Raw genomic sequence first — 21,429 nt, 5'->3', positions numbered from 1 at the left:
CGCCGGCGACCACGCCCCGACCGGGCACGGCACCGGCGCCCGACACCGCCCCCGCGCCCGGCGCCGTGCCGACCCCCGGAGCTCCGCTCTGCGAGGTCCCGGGCACGTCGGGCCCGTCCACCGAGCCCGGCGCGCCCGACGGGGACCCGCGGGCTGTCCCGACGCCCCGTGGCGGCCAGCACCCGACGCCGCCTGCTCCCCCGGCCCCGCCGGCCCCGCCGCACGACGAGCAGCCCGGCGCCGACGCTCCCGCTCCGCCCACCCGGCCCACCCCGCCGGCCGCCCCCGAGGCCAGCGACCGGATCGACCCGGGTGGCCGGCCCAGCTGACGACAGCAGCAGCGGGGCTCCGCGCTCCGGTCGTCAGGCGACGCAGAAGGCCCCGGCCCGCATCAGCGGGCCGGGGCCTTCTCTCTGCTCCCCCGGTTGGACTCGAACCAACAACCCTCCGATTAACAGTCGAATGCTCTGCCAGTTGAGCTACAGGGGATCGGTGCAGCGCGCACACATTAGCAAGCGTGGTCGGCGAGGTGAAATCGGCCTCCCCCGACCCGGCGGACCGTGCGGAGCGGCCCGCTCAGCCCAGCCCGACGGCGTCGCGCGCCGAGGCCAGCGCCTCGGCCGCCGCGGCCTGCACGACGGGATCGGTGGGGTCCACGCCCTCGTCGTACTGGAAGACCCAGGTGACCTCGGAGCCGCCACCGGGAGCACGACGGGCCACGACCCGCACCCCGCGACGACCGGCGAGGGGCACGTGGCGCTGCAGCAGCACGCTCGCGGTGACCCGCTCGCGCACCAGCTCCAGCAGACGGGCGCCGTCGTCGAGGCGGAAGCGGTGCACGACGCGCGCGCCGGTGCGACCCGCGTCGTCGGCCTCGGTCACGGCCAGCGTGGAGGTCTCGGCGTCCCAGTCGGCCGCGTCCACCCGCTCCCAGCGCAGCCGGGCGGAGCGGGAGCCGTCGACGGAGACGTAGAGCGCGTCGCGGGTGCCACCGACGTCGCGGCCGTCGTCGGTGCGGGCCCAGGCCAACAGCCGCTCGCCGCGGCCCACCTGGAGGTCGGGCCGGGGACCGTCGGCGCGGGTGCGCCACCACGGGCGGAACGCTCCGCGCAGCGCCCCGGCGAGGCTCACGCGCCCATCACCCGGTCGCGCAGGGCCCGACGGTGCTGCTCGAGGGCGGCCAGCTCGCCGAACATCCGGTTGTAGGCCTCGACGTCCTCCACCGGGTTGGTGCGCTGCAGCCGCGACTTGACCTCGGCGATGCGGCGCATCGTCGTGAGCTCGAGGAGGCGGAAGACGTGGTGGCCGACGTAGGCCGCGTCGGGCTCCTTCTCGGTGAGCAGCGGCTCGACGCCGAGCGCGGAGACCGCCGAGGAGACCTCCGGGTCGCTCGCCGCGTCGCGCAGCCGGGCGGCCCAGGCCGGGTCGCCGGCGCCCGTGGCGGTGCCGCCGGCCTTCTCCACCAGCTCCCACACCGCGCGGTAGGTCGGGTGGGTGAAGTCGTTGGCGCCGATGTCGGCGGTGGTGCGGCCGATCGCCATGGGGTGCTGCACGACGAGCTTGAGCGTCTCGCGCTCCAGGGTGAAGCGGGGGTCGCGCAGGTCGGGCACCTGGCGCCGGGGCGCCGCGGGGGCGCTGTCGGCGGCGGCCGGGGACCGGTCGGCCCGGCGGTCCTGCCCCCGCCCGCCCGCTGCCGGGGCGGGACGGTTGGCGGCGCGGCGCACCTCGGCGCGCGCCTCGTCGGGGTCGACGCCGATCATCTGCGACAGCTCGCGGGCGAAGGCGTCGACCTTCGACTTGTCGCGCACGCTCGAGACCAGCCGGGCACCCTCGCGCAGGGCGTCGATGCGGCCGTCGGCGCGGTCGAGGTCGTACTTGCCGACCACGTTGCTCAGCACGAAGCGGTAGAGCGGCACCCGTCGCGCGACCAGCTCGCGCACGGCGGCGTCGCCGTCGGCGACCCGCAGGTCGCACGGGTCCTTGCCCGAGGGCTCGACCGCGACGTAGGTCTGCGAGACGAAGTTCTGGTCGCCGGAGAAGGCCCGCAGGGCGGCCTTCTGCCCGGCCGCGTCGCCGTCGAAGGTGAAGATCACCTCGCCGCGGAACTCCTCGTGGTCGTCGAGGAAGCGCCGCAGGATCCGCGAGTGGTCCTCGCCGAAGGCGGTGCCGCAGGTCGCCACCGCCGTGCCGACCCCGGCCAGGTGGCAGGCCATGACGTCGGTGTAGCCCTCGACGATCACCGCCTGGGAGGACCGCGCGATCTCGCGACGGGCCAGGTCGATGCCGTAGAGCACCTGGCTCTTCTTGTAGATCGGGGTCTCGGAGGTGTTGAGGTACTTGGCGTCGATGCGGTCGTCGTCGAGGATGCGCCGCGCGCCGAAGCCGATGGTGTCGCCGCTGGCGTCGCGGATCGGCCACATCAGCCGGCCCCGGAAGCGGTCGTAGGCCGACCGGCCCACGGCCACCAGGCCGCCGGTGACCAGCTCCTCCTGGCTGAAGGCCTTGGCGCGCAGGTGCTTGAAGAGGTCGTCGCCCCCCCGCGGCGAGAAGCCGATGCCGAACTGCTCGGCGGCGGCCTGGTCGAAGCCGCGCTCGTCGAGGAACTGACGGGCGACCAGCGCCTCGGGGGTGGCCAGCTGCTCGGCGTAGAACTCCTGCGCCTCGCGGTGGGCCTCCACCAGGCGGGTGCGGGACGGGCCACGAGGACGGTTGTCGCGCTCGTCGCCCTCCTCGCGCCGCAGCTGCACGCCGTACTTGTCGGCCAGCCGCTCGACGGCCTCCCCGAAGCCCAGGCCGTCGATCTTCATCACGAACGTGATGACGTCGCCGCCCTCCTGGCAGCCGAAGCAGTGGAAGAAGTTGCGCGCCGGGGTGACGTGGAAGGAGGGCGACTTCTCGTCGTGGAAGGGGCACAGGCCCTTCTGCGAGCCGCCGCCGGCGTTGCGCAGCGTGACGTACTGCGACACGACGTCGTCGATCCGGGCCTTCTCACGCACCTCGGCGATGCTGTCGTCTCGGATCCGGCCCACCACGGGTCGATCCTACGGCCGGGTCAGTACTCCCCCGACATCACGTTCACCAGCTCCTCGCCGGCGGCGAAGCGCTGCAGCTGCTCGCGCACCAGGCGGTGGGCCCGGGGCCACATCGCGCTGCTCGCCCCACCGACGTGCGGGGTCATCAGCAGGCCCGGGGTCTCCCACAGCGGGCTGTCGGGGGGCACCGGCTCGTCCTCGAAGACGTCGCTGGCCGCGCGCAGCCGCCCCGAGGCCAGCTCGGCGAGCAGCGCGTCGGTGTCGACCACCGCGCCCCGCGCGACGTTGACCAGCAGCGCGCCGTCCTTCATGCGGGCCAGGAGGTCGGCGTCGACCAGGCCGCGGGTCTCCTCGGTCAGCGGCACGACGAGGACCACGACGTCGACGTCGGGCACGAGGTCGGGCAGCTCCTCGAAGCCGTGGACGTGGCCCTCGGGCTCCTCGCGCGCCGCGCGGGCCACCCGCACCACCTCGCACTCGAAGGGCAGGAGGCGGGCCTCGATGGCCCGGCCGATGGCGCCGTGACCCACCAGCAGCACCCGCTTGTCGGCCAGCGACGGGCGCCAGCCGGCCGCCCACTCGCGCCGCTCCTGGGCGCGCACGAAGTCGGGCACTCCGCGCAGCGAGGCCAGCGTGAGGGTCAGCGCGAGCTCGGCGGTCGAGGTGTCGTGGATCCCGCGCCCGTTGCACAGCGTGACCCCGTCGGGCACGCGGCCGCGCACGGCGTCGACCCCGGCGGTGAGCAGCTGCACGACCTCGAGGGAGGACATGCGCTCCATGACCTCCACGATGCCCGAGCCCAGCTGGTAGGGCGGCACGTAGAACCGCGCGTCACCGACGCTGTCGGGCACCTCGCGGGTCGGGTCGACCCGCTCGTAGCGCAGCCCGGCCGGGGCCTCGCCCAGCTCGGAGACGTCGAAGGGCAGCCAGACGAGGGGTTCGCTCACGGCACCGACCCTAGCCACGACCCAGGAGCCGGCGGTGCCAGCCCACGGCGCTGGCGTCGGTGAGCGAGGCGACCTGGTCGACGACCACCCGCAGCCGGGCCGCGTCGTCGGGCGCCGCCGCCCAGTCGTCGGCGAAGGCCCGCTCGAGGGCGTCGGGACCGCGGTGGGCCACCAGCGCCACCAGCTCGGCCATCACCTCGCGCTGGCGCGCCATGACGGCCAGCCGGTCCTCGGTCTGCATCACGTAGTGCGCGGCCACGCCCTTGAGCACCGCGATCTCCAGCAGCGTCCGCCCGGGCAGCACCAAGTCGCCGCCGTGCCGCACGAGGGCGCCCGGCCCGGAGGCGAAGGTCGCCGCCTGCACCGCGCCGCAGAAACGGCCGATCAGGTCGCTGGTGAGGTTCTTCAGCGCCGCCAGCGACCTCCGGCTCGCGTCGTACGGCGCGCTGGGCCAGCTCGCCTGCGCGACCAGCCCCGCGAGCACGTCGTCGAGCTCGTCGTCGTCGGCCTCGGGGAGGTACCACTCGCGCACCGTCTGCCACACGGCCGCGGTGTCGAGCGCGGTGAGCTCGATGTGGCCGACCACGATGCCGTCCTCCACGTCGTGCACGCTGTAGGCGACGTCGTCGGCGAGGTCCATCACCTGCGCCTCCACGCAGCGGCGCGGACCGTCGACACCGGCGCGCAGCCAGGCGAAGACCGGCGCGTCGTCGGCGTAGACCCCGAACTTCGGGTCGGCGGCTCCCCCCGGCCCCGCCCCGCGCGCCCAGGGGTACTTGGTGCAGGCGTCGAGCGTGGCCCGGGTGAGGTTGAGCCCCACCGAGCGCCCCTCGGCGTCGGCCGACTTCGCCTCCAGCCGGGTCAGCAGCCGCAGGGTCTGGGCGTTGCCCTCGAAGCCGCCGCAGTCGGCGGCGAGGTCGGCCAGCACCCGCTCGCCGTTGTGGCCGAAGGGCGGGTGGCCCAGGTCGTGGGCCAGCGCCGCGGTCTCGGCGATGTCGGGGTGGCAGCCCAGGGCGCGCGAGAGGTCGCGGGCCACCTGGGCCACCTCGAGGGAGTGGGTGAGCCGGTTGCGCACGAAGTCGTCGGTCTCGGGACCCACCACCTGGGTCTTCGCCGCCAGCCGGCGCGACGCCGCGGCGTGGACCACCCGGGCGCGGTCGCGCTCGAAGGGGGTCCGCTCGGGGGCGTCGACCCGCTTCGGCGGCTCGGCCACGACCCGCTCGCGCGCCGACGCGTCGTAGCGCTCGAGCAGGTCGTCGGAGTCGGGGAGCCGGGGCACCGGCCCGACTCTAGCGGCGCTCAGTAGGTCGTGACGTGGACGTGGTCGTAGTGGTTGGCCGTGACCGAGCCACGGTCCTCCATCGCCCGCCACCCCTCGGAGGCGCGGTCGACCGACCAGATCTGCTGGGAGTAGATGATGTAGTTGACGCCCAGCTCCTGGTAGTTGGCCTGGACGAAGTCGCGCACCTGGTAGCCGAGGTCGCCGGACACCATGATGTCGATCGCGATGCCCTGGGCGTGCTCGCCGTCGCTGCGGAAGGTGCCGTAGGTGGTGATCGTCGGGAAGGCCGCGCACACCGCCTCGTGGATCGCGGCGATGTTCGGGCTGACCCCGCTCGGCACCGACGTGCCGTTGGTGCAGGTGGCGGAGCCGACGCTGCGGGCGGAGGCGACGTCGCTGGCCTCCTCGACCACCGGCTTGTCCTCGGAGAGGTAGCCGGCGGTGACCCAGCGGGCCGACCCCTTGACGACGATCTCGACCCGGTCGCCCAGGGCGCGCCCGGTCACGAGGACCTTCTTCCCCTCGTCGAGCACACCGGTCTGGTCGGCCTCGCCGGTGGGACCGGTCCACAGGTTGAGGGGGGCGGTGCTCCACCGGGGCTGGTCGGCGCCGGCCACCGCGGCGCGGACGGCGGCGGGCGTCATCATCCGCTCGGCCGCGGTGGGCTTGGAGAGCGTCAGGCCCCGCTCGACGCGGTAGGCCGCCGTGCGGTCGGCGTCGCGGGACAGACCGCGGCCCTCGGCGAAGGCCTGGAGGGCGGCGACGTCGGTGGGCTGGACCGCCTCGGCGAGGTCGGAGGTGCCGGCCTGCTGCAGCGGCGCCGTGCCGGGGTCGGCGGTGGCGACGCCGAGGGCGACGACCGCGGAGGTGGCGAGGAGGGCGACGGGTCCGGCGACGAGGGCGGCGCGGGGACGCGGACGTCGGGTGGTGCTGCGGGCATTGGCGTCCCGCTTGTGGCGATGATCTGCCACAGCGCTGATCCTTTGCTGTTGCTGGCTCCTGCCGGGCGGTCGCCCGGCATGACGACGCCGTCCTGCGGTCGGCAGGGCGGCGGAGTTGTCGAGTGAAGCACAGGCGGACATCAGGCGACCAACCGTCGCGGGTAAAAACTGACGTGTCACCGGTCACGACGTGCCGACCCCGACCGCCTCGACGCGACGCGGGCGGGCCGCCCGGATCAGCCGCCGGAGCCCGCGTCGGCGTCCTCGGCGACCGCGCACCCGGCCCCGTCGGCGTCGTCGAGCCAGCCCTCCGGCAGCACCACCCGGGCCCGCGGCGAGCCCTGGCGCCCCCGGGGCGTGCCGAGCTCGGCCACCGGGAACGGCGCGTCGGGGTCGAGCTCGGCGAGCAGGCGGTCGAGCCCCACGAGGGTCTCCACCAGGGCCAGCGCCCGCCGCAGGTCGCCACCGGCCGGGAAGCCCTTGAGGTACCACGACACGTGCTTGCGGAACTCCTTGCAGCCGCGCTCCTCGCCCATGTGCTGGCACAGCAGCTCGGCGTGGCGGCGCATGACGTCGCGCACCTCGCCCAGGCGCGGCAGCGTCGCACGGAAGCCCTCCGCCGGCACGTCGCCGGCGAAGGCCGCGGCCAGGTCGCGGAAGAGCCACGGACGGCCCAGGCAGCCCCGCCCCACGACCACGCCGGCGGCGCCGGTGTGCTCGACCATGCGCAGCGCGTCGCCGGCCTCCCAGATGTCGCCGTTGCCGAGCACCGGCAGGTCGACGTGGGCCACGAGCTCGCCGATGGCGTCCCAGTCGGCCTGCCCCGAGTAGGCCTGCGCCACGGTGCGCCCGTGCAGGGCGATCGCGGCGCAGCCGGACTCCTGCGCGATCCGGCCGGCGTCGAGGTAGGTGAGGTGCTCCTCGTCGATGCCCTTGCGGGTCTTCATCGTCACGGGCACGTCGTACGCCGACGCGGCCCGCACCGCCTGCTCGAGGATCCGCGCGAGCAGGCCCCGCTTCCAGGGCAGGGCACCGCCGCCGCCCTTGCGGGTCACCTTCGGCACGGGGCAGCCGAAGTTGAGGTCGATGTGGGCCACGCCGTAGTCGGCGCAGAGGATCTCGGCGGCCCGCCCGACGTAGACCGGGTCGGTGCCGTAGAGCTGCACCGAGCGCGTGGTCTCCAGCTCGTCGAAGACGAGCATGTCGCGGGTGTGCTGGTCGCCCTCGACCAGGCCGCGGCTGGTGATCATCTCGCAGACGTAGAGCCCGGCGCCCTGCTCGGCGCACAGGCGGCGGTAGGCGGCGTTGGTGATGCCGGCCATGGGCGCGAGCACCACCGGGGTGTCGACCCGCAGCGACCCGAGGGTCAGCCCCGGGTGGGGGCGGGTCGGCTGGGCGGTCGTCGTCACCGGTCCATTGTCCGCCGCGCCCGCCGAGCGCCCCAAATCAGCCGTTGCCGCCGCCCGCGCCGCCGTTGCCGCCCTGGCCGCCGCCCGCGCCGCCGCCGCCCTGGCCCCCGTCGCCCTGGCCGCCGCCGTCGGAGCCCTTGCCGACGGTGGTGACGGGCCCCGACCACGTGATCGGGTTGAAGTCCTCGGTGGGCCGGAAGCTCACCGCCTCCAGCGAGCCGCCGTCGGGCACGAGGTAGACCAGGCAGACCTTCTCCTGGTCGCCGTTGCGGAACTTCTTCGGAAGCGGCGTGCTCGGGCAGGGGGTGAAGGTGCTGACGAACGACGAGGACTCGACGAGCACGTCGGCGTCGTCGACGGCGTAGAGCGGCACCCGGCGTCCGCCGAGGTCGCTGTCGCCGACGTTGGCCACGGTGGCCTGCACGAAGTAGGGCGTGGCCGTGCGGACCTGCTTGGTCAGCTCCCAGCCCTGGAAGGACTTCTCGAACGTCGTCCGCTGGACCTTCTCGACGGTGATGTCGAGGACCCCGACGCTCTTCTGGTCGGGCTCGTAGGCCACGACGGCCTCGTCGCCCAGCGAGAGCGCCGAGCCCTGCCCGGTCAGCTCGACGTCGTCGGGCACGGGCAGGTAGGGCTCACCCTCGGCCGGGGCCGAGGCACCCGCCGAGGCGCTGGTGCTGGCGGAGGCGGCGCCGGACGCCTCCGACGGCCCCGCCGCCTCGTCGGTCCCGCTGCACCCGGCGGCGGCCAGGGCGAGCACGGGCAGGACCGCGAGGGCGGCCAGGCGGGGGCGGCGGAGCGGCGGTCGAGCGGTCATCGGGTCATTGTGCACAGCGGGCGGCTCAGCAACCGACGAAACGCTGGGCGAAGTAGGCCGTGATGCCGTCGAGGCTGATGCGCTCCTGCGACATCGAGTCGCGCTCGCGCACGGTGACCGCGCCGTCCTCGAGGGTGTCGAAGTCGACGGTCACGCAGTAGGGCGTGCCGATCTCGTCCTGGCGGCGGTAGCGGCGGCCGATGGCGCCGGAGTCGTCGAAGTCGACGTTCCAGTTGCGGCGAAGCTCCGTGGCCAGGTCCTTGGCCTTGGGCGAGAGGTCGGCGTTGCGGCTCAGCGGCAGCACGGCCACCTTGACCGGCGCCAGGCGCGGGTCGAGGCGCAGCACCGTGCGCTTGTCGACGCCGCCCTTGGTGTTGGGGGCCTCGTCCTCGACGTAGGCGTCGACCAGGAAGGTCATCAGGCTGCGCGAGAGCCCGGCCGCGGGCTCGATGACGTAGGGCGTGTAGCGCTCGCCGGCGGCCTGGTCGAAGTACGACAGGTCCTGGCCCGAGTGCTTGGCGTGGGTGGAGAGGTCGAAGTCGGTGCGGTTGGCGATGCCCTCGAGCTCGCCCCACTCCGAGCCCGCGAAGCGGAAGCGGTACTCGATGTCGACGGTGCGCTTGGAGTAGTGGCTCAGCTTCTCCTGCGCGTGCTCGTAGTGGCGCAGGTTGTCGGGGTCGATGCCCAGGTCGACGTACCACTGCGTGCGGGCGTCGATCCAGTACTGGTGCCACTCCTCGTCCTCGCCGGGCTTGACGAAGAACTCCATCTCCATCTGCTCGAACTCGCGGGTGCGGAAGATGAAGTTGCCGGGGGTGATCTCGTTGCGGAAGCTCTTGCCGATCTGGGCGATGCCGAAGGGCGGCTTCATGCGCTGGCTGGTCACGACGTTGGCGAAGTTGAGGAAGATGCCCTGGGCGGTCTCGGGGCGCAGGTAGTGCAGGCCCGACTCGTCCTCGATCACGCCCAGGTAGGTCTTGAGCAGCCCGGAGAACTGGCGCGGCTCGGTCCAGGCGCCGCGGGTGCCGCAGTTGGGGCAGGCCAGGGTGGCGATGTCGACCGTGTCGGGGTCGTCGATGCCCTTCTTCTCGGCGTACTGCTCCTGGAGGTGGTCGGCGCGGTAGCGCTTGTGGCACGACTGGCACTCGGTCAGCGGGTCGCTGAAGGTGTCGACGTGCCCGCTGGCCTCCCAGGTCTGGCGGGGCAGGATCACGCTGGAGTCGAGGCCGACCATGTCGTCGCGCATCTGCACCATGGACTTCCACCACTGGCGCTTGATGTTGTCCTTGAGCTCCACACCCAGCGGGCCGTAGTCCCACGCCGACCGGGTGCCGCCGTAGATCTCTCCGCAGGGGTAGACGAAACCCCTCCGCTTGGCGAGGGAGACGACGTTGTCGACGGTGGACGGGGGCGGCTTGGCCACGGGTGCTCCTGCTCTCACGGACCGGCTGGCTGCCGGTCCTGGACGAAGCGCTCAGCCTAGCGATCGGGTCCGCTCGACATTGAGGTCGGTCCCGGGCTCGACGACCTCGTAGGCGCTCGGCTCGTCGAGGGCGCGGTAGAGCACCGGCACGGCGTGCAGCTTCACGTCGTACGACGACAGCGCGCGGCGGTAGGCGCCGACGTTCTCCCACCGCGTGGTCAGCACCCACAGGCCGGGGTCGTCGACGTTGCGGCCGATCGTCGCGCCGACGTGGCCGGGTCGCGCCGCGAGGGCGTCGCGGGCGGTCTCGAGCGCGACGCGGAACGAGCCCTGCTCCTCGGGGGCGACGCGGAAGCGGTTGACGACGATCACACCCCGACCCTAGGTCAGCCCTGGCCAGCCCGGGGCCAGCCCGGGGCCAGCCCGGGGCCAGCCCGGGCCCAGCCGGCGATTTTGACAATCGTTCTCAGTGGGTCGAGAATCGTTCTCATGACTTCGCGTGCCACCCGAGCCACCCGCCCCGTCCGACAGCGGCTGCTCTCCCCCGCGGTCGCCGGCGTCGCCGCCCTCGCGCTGAGCTCGTGCGCCGCCTTCTCCGATGACACGGGCACCGCCTCCGACGACGGCGACGTCACGGTCGCCGCAGCCTTCTACCCGCTGCAGTTCGTCGCCCAGCGCGTGGCCGGCGACCGCACCGAGGTCGCCAACCTCACGAAGCCCGGCGGCGAGCCCCACGACCTCGAGCTGAGCGTCGGCCAGACCGCCGAGGTCGCCGGCGCCGACCTGGTCGTCTACGAGGCCGACTTCCAGCCGGCCGTGGACGCCGCCGTCGAGCAGAACGCCGAGGGCGCCACGCTCGACGCCGCCGAGGTGGTCGGTCTCGAGCCCTTCGCCGACGAGCACTCCGAGGAGGAGCACGCGGACGACTCCGACTCCGAGGAGGAGCACGCGGAGGAGGAGCACGACCACGGCGACCTCGACCCCCACTTCTGGCTCGACCCGGCCCGACTGGCCGAGCTCGGCGACGCCGTCGCCGAGCAGCTCGCCGAGATCGACCCCGACGGCGCGGAGACCTACACCGCCAACGCCGCGACCCTGCGCGAGGACCTCGAGACCCTCGACGGCGAGTTGTCCGAGGGCCTGGCCGACTGCGAGCGCTCGACCATCGTGGTGTCCCACGACGCCTTCGGCTACCTCGGCAAGTACGGCATCGAGGTCGAGCCCATCGCCGGGCTCTCCCCCGACGCCGAGCCCACCCCGGCCGACCTGGCCCGCCTGCAGCAGATCATCGACGAGGACGGCATCACCACGGTCTTCTCCGAGCGCCTGGTCTCGCCCGCGCTCAGCGAGTCGCTGGCCCGCGACAAGGGCATCGAGACCGCGGTGCTCGACCCGGTGGAGGGCCTGAGCGACGAGACCGCCGACGAGGACTACCTTTCCCTGATGCGTGAGAACCTCGCGGCCCTCCGGACCGCCAACGGGTGCCGGTGACCCCCGCCGTCCCGGCCGCACCGACGCCAGCGCCCGAGCCCGGGGCCGACCACACGGTCGGCCCCGGGCTCGAGGCCGTGGTGCGACTCCTCGACGGTGCCGTGGCCATCGCCGGTCGCCCGGTGCTGCGCGGCATCGACCTGACGGTGTCGCGCGGCGACTTCGTGGCGCTCATGGGCGCCAACGGCTCGGGCAAGTCCACCCTCGTGCGGGCGCTGACCGGCCTGCGACCGCTGACCACGGGCAGCCTGGAGCTCTTCGGCCACCCGTTGGAGCACTTCGACGAGTGGCGCCGCGTCGGCTTCGTGCCGCAGCGCACCGGCGCCGCCTCGGGCGTGCCGGCGTCGGTGTGGGAGGTGGTGGCCTCCGGGCGGCTCACCCACCGCCGCCTGCTGCGTCCGCTCGGGCGCGCCGACCGCCGCGCCATCGCCGACGCGCTCGAGGTGGTCGGCCTGGCCGACCGGGCGCGTGACGGCGTCTCGCAGCTCTCCGGCGGCCAGCAGCAGCGCGTGCTCATCGCGCGGGCGCTGGCCGGCGAGCCGGAGCTGTTCTTCCTCGACGAGCCCACGGCCGGGGTCGACCTGCCCAACCAGCACGCCCTCGCCGCGTCGCTGGCGCGCCTGAAGGAGCGCGGCGCCACCGTCGTGCTCGTCGCCCACGAGCTGGGCCCGCTGGCCCCCCTGGTCGACCGGGCGGTGGTGATGCGCGACGGGCGCGTCGTCTACGACGGCACCCCCCTGGCCGACCACGAGGTGCACCAGCCCTGGCTGGGCGAGGCCCACTCCCACCACCACGCCACGCACCGCGACCGCGCCCGTCACGACCACGCGCCCCACGTCGCCTCACCGCTCGGGACCCACCCGGAGGAGCACCACCGATGAGCACCCTCGAGCTGTTCTCACTGCCCTTCATGCAGCGAGCCCTCATCGCCGCGGTCTTCGTCGGGCTCGCCGCCCCGGTCGTCGGCACCTACCTGGTGCAGCGGCGCCTGGCCCTCATGGGCGACGGCCTCGGCCACGTCGCCGTCACCGGCGTCGCCCTCGGCCTGCTCACCGGCACGTCCCCGACCTGGACGGCCGTGGTGGTCGCGGTGCTCGGCGCGGTGCTGATCGAGGTGATCCGCGAGCGCGGCCACACCAACGGCGACGTCGCACTCGCGCTGCTCTTCTACGGCGGCCTCGCGGGCGGGGTGCTGCTGACCGGGCTCGGCGGCCAGAGCGCCTCGCGGCTCCAGACCTTCCTCTTCGGCTCGATCACCACGATCTCCGTGGCCGACGTGGTCACGACGATGGTGCTGGCCGCCGTCGTCGTGCTCCTCGGTGTCGGTCTCTCCCCGCAGCTCTTCGCGGTGGCCCAGGACCAGGAGTTCGCCCGCGTGGCGGGCCTCAACGTCCGGGCCTACAACCTGCTGGTGGCGGTGATGGCCGCGGTGAGCGTCACGGTGGCCATGCGCACGGTCGGCCTCTTGCTCGTCTCGGCGCTCATGGTGGTGCCGGTGGCCACCTCCCAGCAGCTCACCCGCTCCTTCCGCACCACCCTGGTCGCGGCCATGGCCCTCGGCACCGTCGCGTCGCTGGGCGGGCTGGTGATCTCGGCGCTGGTGCCGGCCGGCACCTCGGTCTCCCCCGGGCCGACCATCGTGCTGCTCGCCCTGGCCGGCTTCGTGGCCACCTGGCCGGTGGGGGTGTGGCTGCGCCACCGCGAGCAGCTGCGGGCGCCCTTCCCTGTGGACCCCGACGCCCCCGACGGCGCGGTCGCGCCCCTGTGCCCCGAGGTCGTGCCCGGACCCGCCGACCACCGCCACGACGAGGAGCACGCCGACCACGACCACGGGCCCGACTGCGGGCACGTCGCCGTGCCCCACGGCGACCACGTCGACTACGTTCACGACGGACACCGCCACGCGCCGCACGGGAGGCACTATGACGAGCACTGAGTCCCATGACGAGCACTGAGCCGCCGACGACGGACCGCGCCGACCAGCAGACCGCCCAGGAGCCCGCCCAGGAGCCCGCTGCGAGGCCCGCGCTGCGCCCGACCCGCCAGCGTCGTGCCGTGAGCGAGGCGATGGCCTCCTTCGAGGACTTCCGCTCCGCGCAGGAGATCCACGAGCTGCTGCGCAACCGCGGCGAGGCGGTCGGCCTGGCCACCGTCTACCGCACGCTGCAGCGCCTGGCTGACGCCGGCGAGATCGACATGCTGCGCAGCGAGGACGGTGAGGCCATCTACCGCGCCTGCTCGACCACCCACCACCACCACCTGGTGTGTCGCTCCTGCGGACGCACCGTCGAGGTGGAGGGCCCCGCCGTCGAGCGCTGGACCAGCGCGATCGCCGCCGAGCACGGCTACGGCGAGGTCAGCCACACCCTGGAGATCTTCGGCACGTGTCCGGCCTGCCGCTAGACCCCGCGCCCGTCGAGGCGCCGCGCACCCCGCTCCAGGTCGTCGTCATGGGTGTCTCGGCGACGGGGAAGTCGACGGTGGCCCGCGGTCTCGCCGACGAGCTCGGCTGGCCGATGGTGGAGGGCGACGACCTCCACCCCGAGGCCAACATCGCCAAGATGGAGGCCGGTGAGCCCCTGACCGACACCGACCGCGAGCCGTGGCTGGACCGCATCGCCGTGGCCCTGCGCAGCGACGTCGAGGCCGGTCGGCCCGGCGTGGTGACCTGCTCCGCGCTCAAGCGGTCCTACCGCGACCGGCTGCGCGCCGGCGCGCCCAATGTGTTCTTCGTGCACCTCCACACCGACCCGGCGGTGCTGCGGGAGCGGATGGCGCGCCGTGAGCGGCACTTCATGCCCACCTCGCTGCTCGACAGCCAGCTAGAGACCCTGGAGCCGCTCGACGCCGACGAGCAGGGCGCCGTGGTCGACGTCGCCCCGCCGGTCGAGGAGGTCGTGGCCGAGGCCGCCCGTGTGGTGCGGGCGCGGCTGTCGTCGTCGTGAGCCCGCGCTACCCCTCGGTCGGGTTCGGCAGCGCCCCGCCGTACCTGCGGTCGCGCGAGGCGTAGATCTCGATGGCCCGCCACAGGGCGCGGCGGTCGACGTCGGGCCACAGCACGTCGGTGAAGACCATCTCGGCGTAGGCGGCCTGCCAGAGCATGAAGTTGGACAGCCGCTGCTCCCCGGAGGTGCGCCACACCAGGTCGGCGTCGGAGAGCTCGGGCACGTAGAGGTGGCGGGCGAAGGTCTTCTCGGTGATCCGCTCGGGGTCGAGGCGCCCTGCGGCGACCTCGCGGGCGATGGAGCGGGCGGTGTCGGCCAGCTCCGCGCGTCCGCCGTAGTTGACGCACATGGTCAGCGTCAGCACGTCGTTGTCGCGGGTCAGCTCCTCGGCGACCTGCAGCTCCTTGACCACCGAGCGCCACAGCCGCGGGGTGCGACCGGCCCACCGCACGCGCACGCCCAGCTCGTGCATCTCGTCGCGCCGGCGGCGGATCACGTCGCGGTTGAAGCCCATCAGGAACTTCACCTCGTCGGGCGAGCGTGACCAGTTCTCGGTGGAGAAGGCGTAGGCCGACACCGCCTTGACGCCGATCTCGATCGCGCCCTCGACCACGTCGAAGAGCGAGGACTCCCCCGCCTCGTGGCCCCTGGTGCGGGGCAGGCCGCGCTCCTTGGCCCAGCGCCCGTTGCCGTCCATGACCACCGCGACGTGGCGGGGCACCAGCTCGCGGGGCACGGCGGGGGGCCGGGCGCCCGAGGGGTGCGGGGTCGGGGGACGGACGTCGCGCTTCACGCAGCAGACCCTAGGACCCGCGGGCCCGGGCACCGGTCGCGGCTCACCGCTCGACGTGCTCCATCGAGCGCAGCCCGCGCTCGAGGTGCCAGTGCAGGTACGCCGCGACCAGGCCGCTGGCCTCCTTGCGGGTGCGGGCGTCGGCGGCGGCGACGGCCGGCCAGTCACCGGCCAGCAGCGAGCCGAGCAGCTCGAGCGTGGCCGGCGCGGGGCTGGCCGACCCGGGCACCCGGCACGTGGCGCAGAGCACCCCGCCCATCGCGTGGTTGAACCAGCGGTGCGGGCCCTCGACCCCGCAGCGGGCGCAGTGGTGGAAGGACGGGGCGTAGCCGGCCACCGACAGCGAGCGCAGCAGGTAGGAGTCGAGCACCTGCCCGGGCCCCCGGTCGCCCGAGACCATCGCCCGCAGCCCGCCCACGAGCAGCAGGAACTGCTGGAGCGAGGGCTCGCGCTCCTCGGTGGCCAGCCGCTCGGCGGTCTCGAGCATGACGGTGCCGGCGGTGTAGCGCTCGTAGTCCAGCCCCACACCCGCGGCGAAGGGGTCGAGGGTCTCGGCCTGGGTGATCGTGTCGAGGTTGCGCCCCTCGGCGAGCTGGAGGTCGACGTGGGTGAAGGGCTCCAGGCGCGAGCCGAACTTGGAGGTGGTGCGCCGCACGCCCTTCGCCACCGCGCGGACCCGGCCGTGGTGGCGGGTCAGCAGGGTGATGATGCGGTCGGCCTCCCCCAGCTTGTGGGTGCGCAGGACGATCGCCTCGTCGCGGTAGAGGGGCACACCCCCCATTGTGCCCGCCCCGGGGTCGCCCGGCGCTCAGGCGCCCGGACGCGGGCGGGTGCGGCGCGAGGCGCGGGGGCTGCGCCAGCAGGCGGTCGCGAAGTCGGCCGCCGCCCGGTCGAGCCGGGCGGGGGCGACCCGCCACTCCAGGATGCTGCGGGCCCGCACGAAGGTGGCGTGGGGCATCTCCTCGGCCAGCATCGCCGCGTCGGCCGCCGGGTGGATCGGGTCGGCGGGGTGGCCCACCACGAGCGCCGGCGCCTGGATGGCGCGCCGCTGGCGGGAGGAGGGCGCGACGCGGCCGAAGAACAGCCCGTGCACCACGGCGGCGACGCTGTCGGCGCGCTGGTCGAGGGTGTCGAGCACGATCCCGACCCAGAAGGGCACCAGGCCGCGCGGCACGGGGCGGGTCAGTCGCCGGACACCGTTGACGGTGAAGGGCAGGAAGCGGGCGGCGAAGAGCACCGGGGCGAAGGCCAGGATGCCGGCCTCGACGGCGTTGTCGAGCACCGGCATCTCGAGGATCAGGCCGCGCACCCGCTCGGGGGCCTCCACCGCCACCTCGAGCGAGACGTTGGCCCCCAGCGACGTGCCTCCGACGACCGCCTGCGGCGCGCCGAGGTGGTCGAGCAGCGCCACGACCTGCTCGGCGAAGGCGGTCATGGAGTAGGCCAGCGGGTCGGCGGGCCGGTCGGAGCGGCCGTGGCCGAGCAGGTCGACGGTGACGACGTGGAGGCCCTCGGCGGCCAGCGCGCGCGCCAGCGGCTGCTGCATGCGCCGGGGCATGAGCTGGCCGTGGATCAGCACGACCCACGAGTCGCCGCCGCCGTACTCGGTGTACTCGAGGCGGTCGCGGCCCGACTCGCCCTCGAGGAAGAACTGACCGATCCGCTCGGAGACCAACATGGCGCGAATGTACTGCGAGCGGCTCCGGCACCGGGGAGAATGCCCGCCATGAGCGAGCACGGCGGTCGACCCCTGACCCTGAGGGCGTCGGTCCTGCTGCTCGTGGCGACCTACGCCGCAGCCGTCGGGGCGGTCGCGCTGGCCCCCGCCGACCGCCCGGTGGCGGCGTGGTGGCCGGCCGCCGGCATCGCGGTCGTGCTGGTCGCCTGCGCCCGTCCGGGCCGACTGGCCGTGCCGCTGACGGTGGCCGCGCTCGTGGTGGTGACCGCGGCCGCCAACGTGACCGGGGGCCGTCCCCTCGACGTCGCCACCGCCTTCGGCGCCGCCAACGCCGCCGAGGCCCTCGTCGCGGGTCTCGTGCTGCGCCTGGGGCGGGGCCGGGCGGGCGGGACCCCCGGGCTCGCGGGGGCCGACGACTTCGTGCGGCTGGTGCTCGCCGCCCTGGCCGGCGGGGCCACGGTGGCGGCGGGTGCCGCCCTCACGGTGGCCACGCTGGTGCCGGGCGGCTCCCCGGGCGAGGCCGCGGTCTCGGTGCTCGCCGCGCACGCCGCCTCGACCCTCGTGATCGCCCCGATCGCGCTCGCGGCGACGACGCGCCGTCGCCCGCGGGGGCGCAGCGAGGAGCTGGCGGTGCACGTGGCGGCGCTGCTGGTCGCCACGCTGGTCGTCTTCTCCCCCGCCCAGTCGCTGCCGCTGGCCTTCGTGCCCTTCGTGCTGCTGGCCTGGGCCGGCCTGCGCTTCGACCTCCGCACGGCTACCGTGGAGCTGGCCGGCTTCGCGGTGCTGACGACCTACGTCACCGACCTCGGGTGGGGGCCGCTCGGCAACGCCGCCGACGCGGCCGCCCTCGGTGGCCTCGCCGCGGCGACGCTCACCCAGGGCTACCTCGTCTGCGCGGTGCTCATCACCCTGCCCCTGGCCATCGTCGTCGCCCAGCGCGCCGACCTCCTCGAGCGGATCCGCTCCGACGGCCTGCTCTTCCGGCGCAACTTCACCGAGTCGCTGCTCGGCCAGGTGCTGCTGCGCGCCGAGGGCGCCGACCTGGTCGTCGTCGACATCAACGACGCCGCCGCGGCCGTGCTCGGCGCGGGCCGCGAGAGCCTGCTCGGTCGTGACCTGGGCGGGCTGCTGGTCACCCCCCAGTCGTTGCCCGACCTCGTCGTGGGGCTGAGCACCGGACGCATCCGCAGCTGGCAGTCCACCGTGGGGGTGACCGGTCGCGAGGGAGCACGGGTCGACGTCGCCCTGGGGGTGATCGACCGCGAGCTCGACGGGGGGCTGGTCTACTCCGCTCAGCTGCTGGACGTCTCCCGCGAGCACAGCGCCCGACGCCAGCTCGAGGCCGCGCAGAAGCTCACCAGCGCCACCCTCGACACCACCGACGCGCTCATCCTGGTCACCGACCTCAGCGGCCGCGTGGTGCGCGTCAACGCGGCCACCACGCGCGCCACCGGCTACGGCGAGACCGAGCTGCTCGGCCGCCTCGTCGGGGAGACCGGCCTGGCCCCCGGCTCCGGCGACCTCGACGCCCTCTTCGTGTGGCCCAACCGCTCCGGCGCCCCGGTGGTGCGCGAGGGCGAGGCCCTCACCCGCAGCGGCGAGCGACGCCGCATCGTGTGGAGCAGCAACGTCGTGCGCGACGAGCACGGCTTCCCGGCCTTCGGGGTGATGACCGGCATCGACGTCACCACCGAGCGCGCCAGTGCGGGGCTGGTCAGCCACCTCATGCGGGCCCCGATCGGCACCGCCCTGCTCGGCCTGAGCCCCGAGGGCTGCATCGAGGTGGTCAACACCGGCGCCGTGCAGCTGCTGGGCCACCAGCCCCACGAGGTGGTCGGTCGCCGCTTCGTGGACCTGCTCGACCGCGAGCAGCTGCTGGCCCGCACCGGCACCACCGACCTGCGGGCCGCCTTCGCCGCCCTGGTGGCGGAGGCCGGTCACGGGGAGACCCGCGCCCGCGAGTGGACCTTCGTCGGGGGCGACGGCAGCCCCCGGGTGATCTCGGTGACCCTGAGCGCGACCGACCCCTCGCTGTCGACCGGCGTCGGCTACCTCTGCGTGGGGCGCGACGTCACGCAGCAGCGCCGCAGCCAGGACATGCTGGCCGCGGCGCTCGACAAGGAGCGCACGGCCGTCGAGCGGCTGCGCGCCCTCGACGAGGCCAAGACCGAGTTCGTCTCCACGGTGTCGCACGAGCTGCGCACCCCCATCACCAGCATCGTCGGCTTCACCGAGATGCTGCAGGACGGCTCCATCGTCGAGCCGCTGCCCGAGCAGCTGCGCCTCTTCGAGACCATCGCGCGCAACGGCGAGCGCCTCATCGCCCTGTGCAACGACCTGCTCATGCTCAGCGGCCTCGACAGCGACGACGTGACCTGGCGCAGCGAGGAGGTCGACCTGGCCGCCTGCCTGGGCCTGGTCGAGGACTCCGTGCAGCCGCTGCTGGCCGGGCGCGACCTCACGGTCACCTTCGAGACCCCGACGGGCCCGCTGCACGTGCTGGGCGACCGTCCGCAGCTCGAGCGCGTGATGGTCAACCTCGTCAGCAACGCGATGAAGTTCACCGAGGACGGCGGCGTCGTGCGCGCCCGGCTCTCCCAGGAGGGCGACGAGGCGGTGCTCAGCGTCACCGACACCGGTCTCGGGATCCCGCTCGACGAGCAGGAGGACCTCTTCAAGCGCTTCTTCCGCAGCTCCACCGCCCACACCGAGGCGATCCAGGGCACGGGCCTGGGCCTGGCCATCGTGGCCGCGATCGTCGAGGCCCACGGCGGTCGGATCCGGGTGCGGTCGGCCCACCTGGAGGGCGCCACCTTCACCGTGCGGCTGCCGCTGCTGCACAGCGGTGGCCCGAGCCGCCCCGTGGGCGACCCGAGCCACCGGCCCGTGCCGGCCTGACTCAGCCGGCGCGGTTGACGGCGCTCACCACGGCCTGCAGGGAGGCCGTGACGATGTTGGCGTCCACGCCGACGCCCCAGTAGATGCGGTCGCGCACCGAGCACTCGACGTACGCCGCGGCCAGCGAGTCGCCACCGGCGGTCAGCGCGTGCTCGGCGTAGTCGAGGATCCGCACGTCCCAGTCCTGCGGGAGCGCGTTGATGGCGTCGCAGAAGGCCGAGAGCGGGCCGTTGCCGGTGCCGTGCAGCGACTGGGCCTGCCCGTCGACGAAGACGTTCACGTCGAGGGCGTCCTTCTCCCCGGCCGCGGAGCTGGTGTGCACCGCGTCGAGGCGCAGCGGGGCCTCCCGGTCGAGGTACTCCGCGCGGAAGACCGCCCAGATCTCGTCGGGCGTGATCTCGCCGCCCTCGGCGTCGGTGCGCTCCTGGACCACGCGGCTGAACTCGATCTGCGCGCGGCGGGGCAGGTCGAGCTTGTGCTCGGCCTTGAGCACGTAGGCCACCCCGCCCTTGCCGGACTGGCTGTTGACCCGGATCACGGCCTCGTAGGTGCGACCGACGTCCTTGGGGTCGATGGGCAGGTAGGGCGCCTCCCAGCGGATCTCCCCGACGGGGCGGCCCTGCTCGGCGGCCTGGCGGTCGAGGTCCTCCAGGCCCTTCTTGATGGCGTCCTGGTGCGACCCGGAGAAGGCGGTGTAGACGAGGTCGCCGGCGTAGGGGTGGCGCGGGTGCACCGGCAGCTGGGTGCAGTACTCCACCGTGCGGCGCACCTCGTCGATGCCGCCGCCGACGGCGAAGTCGATCTGGGGGTCGATGCCCTGGCTGAAGAGGTTCATCCCCAGGGTCACCAGGCACACGTTGCCGGTGCGCTCGCCGTGGCCGAACAGGCAGCCCTCGACGCGGTCGGCACCGGCCATCAGGGCCAGCTCGGTGGCGGCCACCGCCGTGCCGCGGTCGTTGTGCGGGTGCAGCGAGATGGCGCTGACCTCGCGCCGGGTCAGGCCGCGCGAGAAGTACTCGATCTGGTCGGCGTAGGTGTTGGGCGTCGACATCTCGACGGTCGCCGGCAGGTTGAGGATGATCTCGCGGCCCGGCTCGGGCTGCCACACGTCGGAGACCGCCTCGCACACCGACAGGGCGAAGTCGGTCTCGGACTGGGTGAAGATCTCCGGGGAGTACTGGTAGCCGAACTCCTCGATGGCCCGGCCCAGGTGCTGCTCGGCGTACTTCATCACCAGCTCGGTGCCGCGCACCGCGATGCTGGTGCACTCCTGCGGCGTCACCCCGAACACGACGCGACGGAACAGCGGGGCGGTGGCGTTGTAGAGGTGCACGGTGGCGCGGTCGGCGCCCACCAGCGACTCCACGGTGCGCTCGATGAGGTCCTCCCTGGCCTGGGTCAGCACCGAGATGCGGACGTCGTCGGGGATGCGGTCGCCCTCCACCAACTGGCGCACGAAGTCGAAGTCGGTCTGGCTCGCCGACGGGAAGCCGACCTCGATCTCCTTGTAGCCCATGCGCACCAGCAGGTCGAACATCTCCAGCTTGCGCGCCGGGGTCATCGGGTCGATCAGCGCCTGGTTGCCGTCGCGCAGGTCGGTCGAGAGCCACCGCGGGGCGTGGGTGATCTTGCGGGTGGGCCAGGTGCGGTCGGGCAGGTCGACGGGCTGGAACGCCTCGTAGCGGTGCACCGGCATGCCGCTGGGGCGCTGGGCGTTGTGGGTGTTGCTCAGGTCGATCCGGGTGCTGCTCATGGTCAGGTCCTCGCTGGGTG

General features: G+C 74.0%; 19 protein-coding genes and 1 tRNA gene. 6 read left to right on the top strand and 14 right to left on the bottom strand.

Annotated elements, in window-relative coordinates:
* Positions 1-416: 416 nt before the first annotated feature.
* The 10 genes from LPA27_RS12120 to LPA27_RS12075 form a co-directional block, all read right to left on the bottom strand.
* Positions 417-489: transfer RNA gene (locus LPA27_RS12120), tRNA-Asn, on the bottom strand.
* Between the two features lie 87 nt (positions 490-576).
* On the bottom strand, positions 577-1,131 hold the full coding sequence (locus LPA27_RS12115; protein ID WP_056903911.1) for a hypothetical protein: 555 nt from the start codon (positions 1,129-1,131) through the stop codon (positions 577-579).
* Positions 1,128-3,032: a DNA primase gene (gene dnaG / locus LPA27_RS12110; protein ID WP_228942584.1), complete on the bottom strand. Its 1,905-nt coding sequence runs from the start codon at positions 3,030-3,032 to the stop codon at positions 1,128-1,130. The genes LPA27_RS12115 and dnaG overlap by 4 nt, the downstream gene beginning before the upstream one ends.
* A 20-nt stretch (positions 3,033-3,052) precedes the next feature.
* On the bottom strand, positions 3,053-3,979 hold the full coding sequence (locus tag LPA27_RS12105) for a 2-hydroxyacid dehydrogenase (protein WP_228942583.1): 927 nt from the start codon (positions 3,977-3,979) through the stop codon (positions 3,053-3,055).
* Positions 3,980-3,989: 10 nt separating this feature from the next.
* Positions 3,990-5,258: a deoxyguanosinetriphosphate triphosphohydrolase gene (locus LPA27_RS12100; RefSeq protein WP_228942582.1), complete on the bottom strand. Its 1,269-nt coding sequence runs from the start codon at positions 5,256-5,258 to the stop codon at positions 3,990-3,992.
* A 20-nt stretch (positions 5,259-5,278) separates the two neighbouring features.
* The gene (locus tag LPA27_RS12095) at positions 5,279-6,232 is read right to left on the bottom strand and encodes a hypothetical protein (RefSeq protein ID WP_228942581.1); all 954 of its coding nucleotides are present in this window, start codon (positions 6,230-6,232) and stop codon (positions 5,279-5,281) included.
* A 206-nt stretch (positions 6,233-6,438) separates the two neighbouring features.
* Positions 6,439-7,611: a tRNA dihydrouridine synthase DusB gene (gene dusB, locus LPA27_RS12090; RefSeq protein WP_267477209.1), complete on the bottom strand. Its 1,173-nt coding sequence runs from the start codon at positions 7,609-7,611 to the stop codon at positions 6,439-6,441.
* Positions 7,612-7,648: 37 nt separating this feature from the next.
* Complete coding sequence (locus LPA27_RS12085) at positions 7,649-8,428, bottom strand: hypothetical protein (protein ID WP_056903906.1); 780 nt, start codon at positions 8,426-8,428, stop codon at positions 7,649-7,651.
* Between the two features lie 25 nt (positions 8,429-8,453).
* Complete coding sequence (locus tag LPA27_RS12080; RefSeq protein WP_056864226.1) at positions 8,454-9,851, bottom strand: glycine--tRNA ligase; 1,398 nt, start codon at positions 9,849-9,851, stop codon at positions 8,454-8,456.
* A 51-nt stretch (positions 9,852-9,902) separates the two neighbouring features.
* On the bottom strand, positions 9,903-10,223 hold the full coding sequence (locus LPA27_RS12075) for an antibiotic biosynthesis monooxygenase family protein (protein WP_056903905.1): 321 nt from the start codon (positions 10,221-10,223) through the stop codon (positions 9,903-9,905).
* Positions 10,224-10,340: 117 nt separating this feature from the next.
* On the opposite strand from LPA27_RS12075, the gene LPA27_RS12070 reads away from it, so the two are divergent.
* From LPA27_RS12070 to LPA27_RS12050, 5 genes are read left to right on the top strand one after another with little or no spacing between them, the layout of a single operon-like run.
* The gene (locus tag LPA27_RS12070) at positions 10,341-11,342 is read left to right on the top strand and encodes a metal ABC transporter substrate-binding protein (protein WP_228942580.1); all 1,002 of its coding nucleotides are present in this window, start codon (positions 10,341-10,343) and stop codon (positions 11,340-11,342) included.
* A complete protein-coding gene (locus tag LPA27_RS12065) occupies positions 11,339-12,223 on the top strand; it encodes a metal ABC transporter ATP-binding protein (protein WP_228942579.1) in 885 nt (294 codons plus the stop codon). The genes LPA27_RS12070 and LPA27_RS12065 overlap by 4 nt, the downstream gene beginning before the upstream one ends.
* Positions 12,220-13,278, top strand: a complete 1,059-nt coding sequence (locus LPA27_RS12060) for a metal ABC transporter permease (RefSeq protein WP_056903903.1) — start codon at positions 12,220-12,222, stop codon at positions 13,276-13,278. The genes LPA27_RS12065 and LPA27_RS12060 overlap by 4 nt, the downstream gene beginning before the upstream one ends.
* 5 nt (positions 13,279-13,283) lie before the next feature.
* Positions 13,284-13,745, top strand: a complete 462-nt coding sequence (locus LPA27_RS12055) for a Fur family transcriptional regulator (RefSeq protein ID WP_267477208.1) — start codon at positions 13,284-13,286, stop codon at positions 13,743-13,745.
* Positions 13,727-14,287 (top strand): gluconokinase, encoded by a 561-nt coding sequence (locus tag LPA27_RS12050; protein WP_228942578.1) that lies wholly within the window; start codon positions 13,727-13,729, stop codon positions 14,285-14,287. The genes LPA27_RS12055 and LPA27_RS12050 overlap by 19 nt, the downstream gene beginning before the upstream one ends.
* 7 nt (positions 14,288-14,294) lie before the next feature.
* On the opposite strand, the gene LPA27_RS12045 is transcribed toward LPA27_RS12050, so the two are convergent.
* Genes LPA27_RS12045 through LPA27_RS12035 form a run of 3 tightly spaced genes read right to left on the bottom strand, consistent with a single transcriptional unit; the run spans position 14,295 to position 16,758 of the window.
* A complete protein-coding gene (locus LPA27_RS12045) occupies positions 14,295-15,080 on the bottom strand; it encodes an isoprenyl transferase (RefSeq protein ID WP_193661023.1) in 786 nt (261 codons plus the stop codon).
* Between the two features lie 43 nt (positions 15,081-15,123).
* Positions 15,124-15,852, bottom strand: a complete 729-nt coding sequence (recO, locus tag LPA27_RS12040) for a DNA repair protein RecO (protein WP_056864632.1) — start codon at positions 15,850-15,852, stop codon at positions 15,124-15,126.
* A gap of 36 nt (positions 15,853-15,888) precedes the next feature.
* Positions 15,889-16,758 carry an alpha/beta fold hydrolase gene (locus tag LPA27_RS12035; protein ID WP_228942577.1) on the bottom strand — a complete coding sequence of 290 codons (870 nt, stop codon included), beginning with the start codon at positions 16,756-16,758 and terminating at the stop codon, positions 15,889-15,891.
* Between the two features lie 48 nt (positions 16,759-16,806).
* On the opposite strand from LPA27_RS12035, the gene LPA27_RS12030 reads away from it, so the two are divergent.
* Positions 16,807-19,656: an ATP-binding protein gene (locus LPA27_RS12030; protein ID WP_228942576.1), complete on the top strand. Its 2,850-nt coding sequence runs from the start codon at positions 16,807-16,809 to the stop codon at positions 19,654-19,656.
* Between the two features lies 1 nt (position 19,657).
* On the opposite strand, the gene leuA is transcribed toward LPA27_RS12030, so the two are convergent.
* Complete coding sequence (gene leuA / locus LPA27_RS12025; protein WP_056903900.1) at positions 19,658-21,409, bottom strand: 2-isopropylmalate synthase; 1,752 nt, start codon at positions 21,407-21,409, stop codon at positions 19,658-19,660.
* Between the last annotated feature and the right edge of the window lie 20 nt (positions 21,410-21,429).

This window comes from Nocardioides sp. Leaf374, from assembly GCF_916862475.1.
GTDB lineage: Bacteria > Actinomycetota > Actinomycetes > Propionibacteriales > Nocardioidaceae > Nocardioides > Nocardioides kribbensis.
The sequence above is the reverse complement of the archived record's forward strand: the minus strand, read 5'-3'. Positions and strand labels throughout refer to the sequence as shown.

Excerpts from the sequence above, each read along its gene's own strand:
- LPA27_RS12085 (WP_056903906.1), bottom strand. The coding sequence starts at position 8,428 with ATGACCGCTCGACCGCCGCTCCGCCGCCCCCGCCTGGCCGCCCTCGCG.
- LPA27_RS12070 (WP_228942580.1), top strand. The coding sequence starts at position 10,341 with ATGACTTCGCGTGCCACCCGAGCCACCCGCCCCGTCCGACAGCGGCTG.
- LPA27_RS12060 (WP_056903903.1), top strand. The coding sequence starts at position 12,220 with ATGAGCACCCTCGAGCTGTTCTCACTGCCCTTCATGCAGCGAGCCCTC.
- LPA27_RS12055 (WP_267477208.1), top strand. The coding sequence starts at position 13,284 with ATGACGAGCACTGAGCCGCCGACGACGGACCGCGCCGACCAGCAGACC.
- LPA27_RS12035 (WP_228942577.1), bottom strand. The coding sequence starts at position 16,758 with ATGTTGGTCTCCGAGCGGATCGGTCAGTTCTTCCTCGAGGGCGAGTCG.
- LPA27_RS12030 (WP_228942576.1), top strand. The coding sequence starts at position 16,807 with ATGAGCGAGCACGGCGGTCGACCCCTGACCCTGAGGGCGTCGGTCCTG.
- leuA (WP_056903900.1), bottom strand. The coding sequence starts at position 21,409 with ATGAGCAGCACCCGGATCGACCTGAGCAACACCCACAACGCCCAGCGC.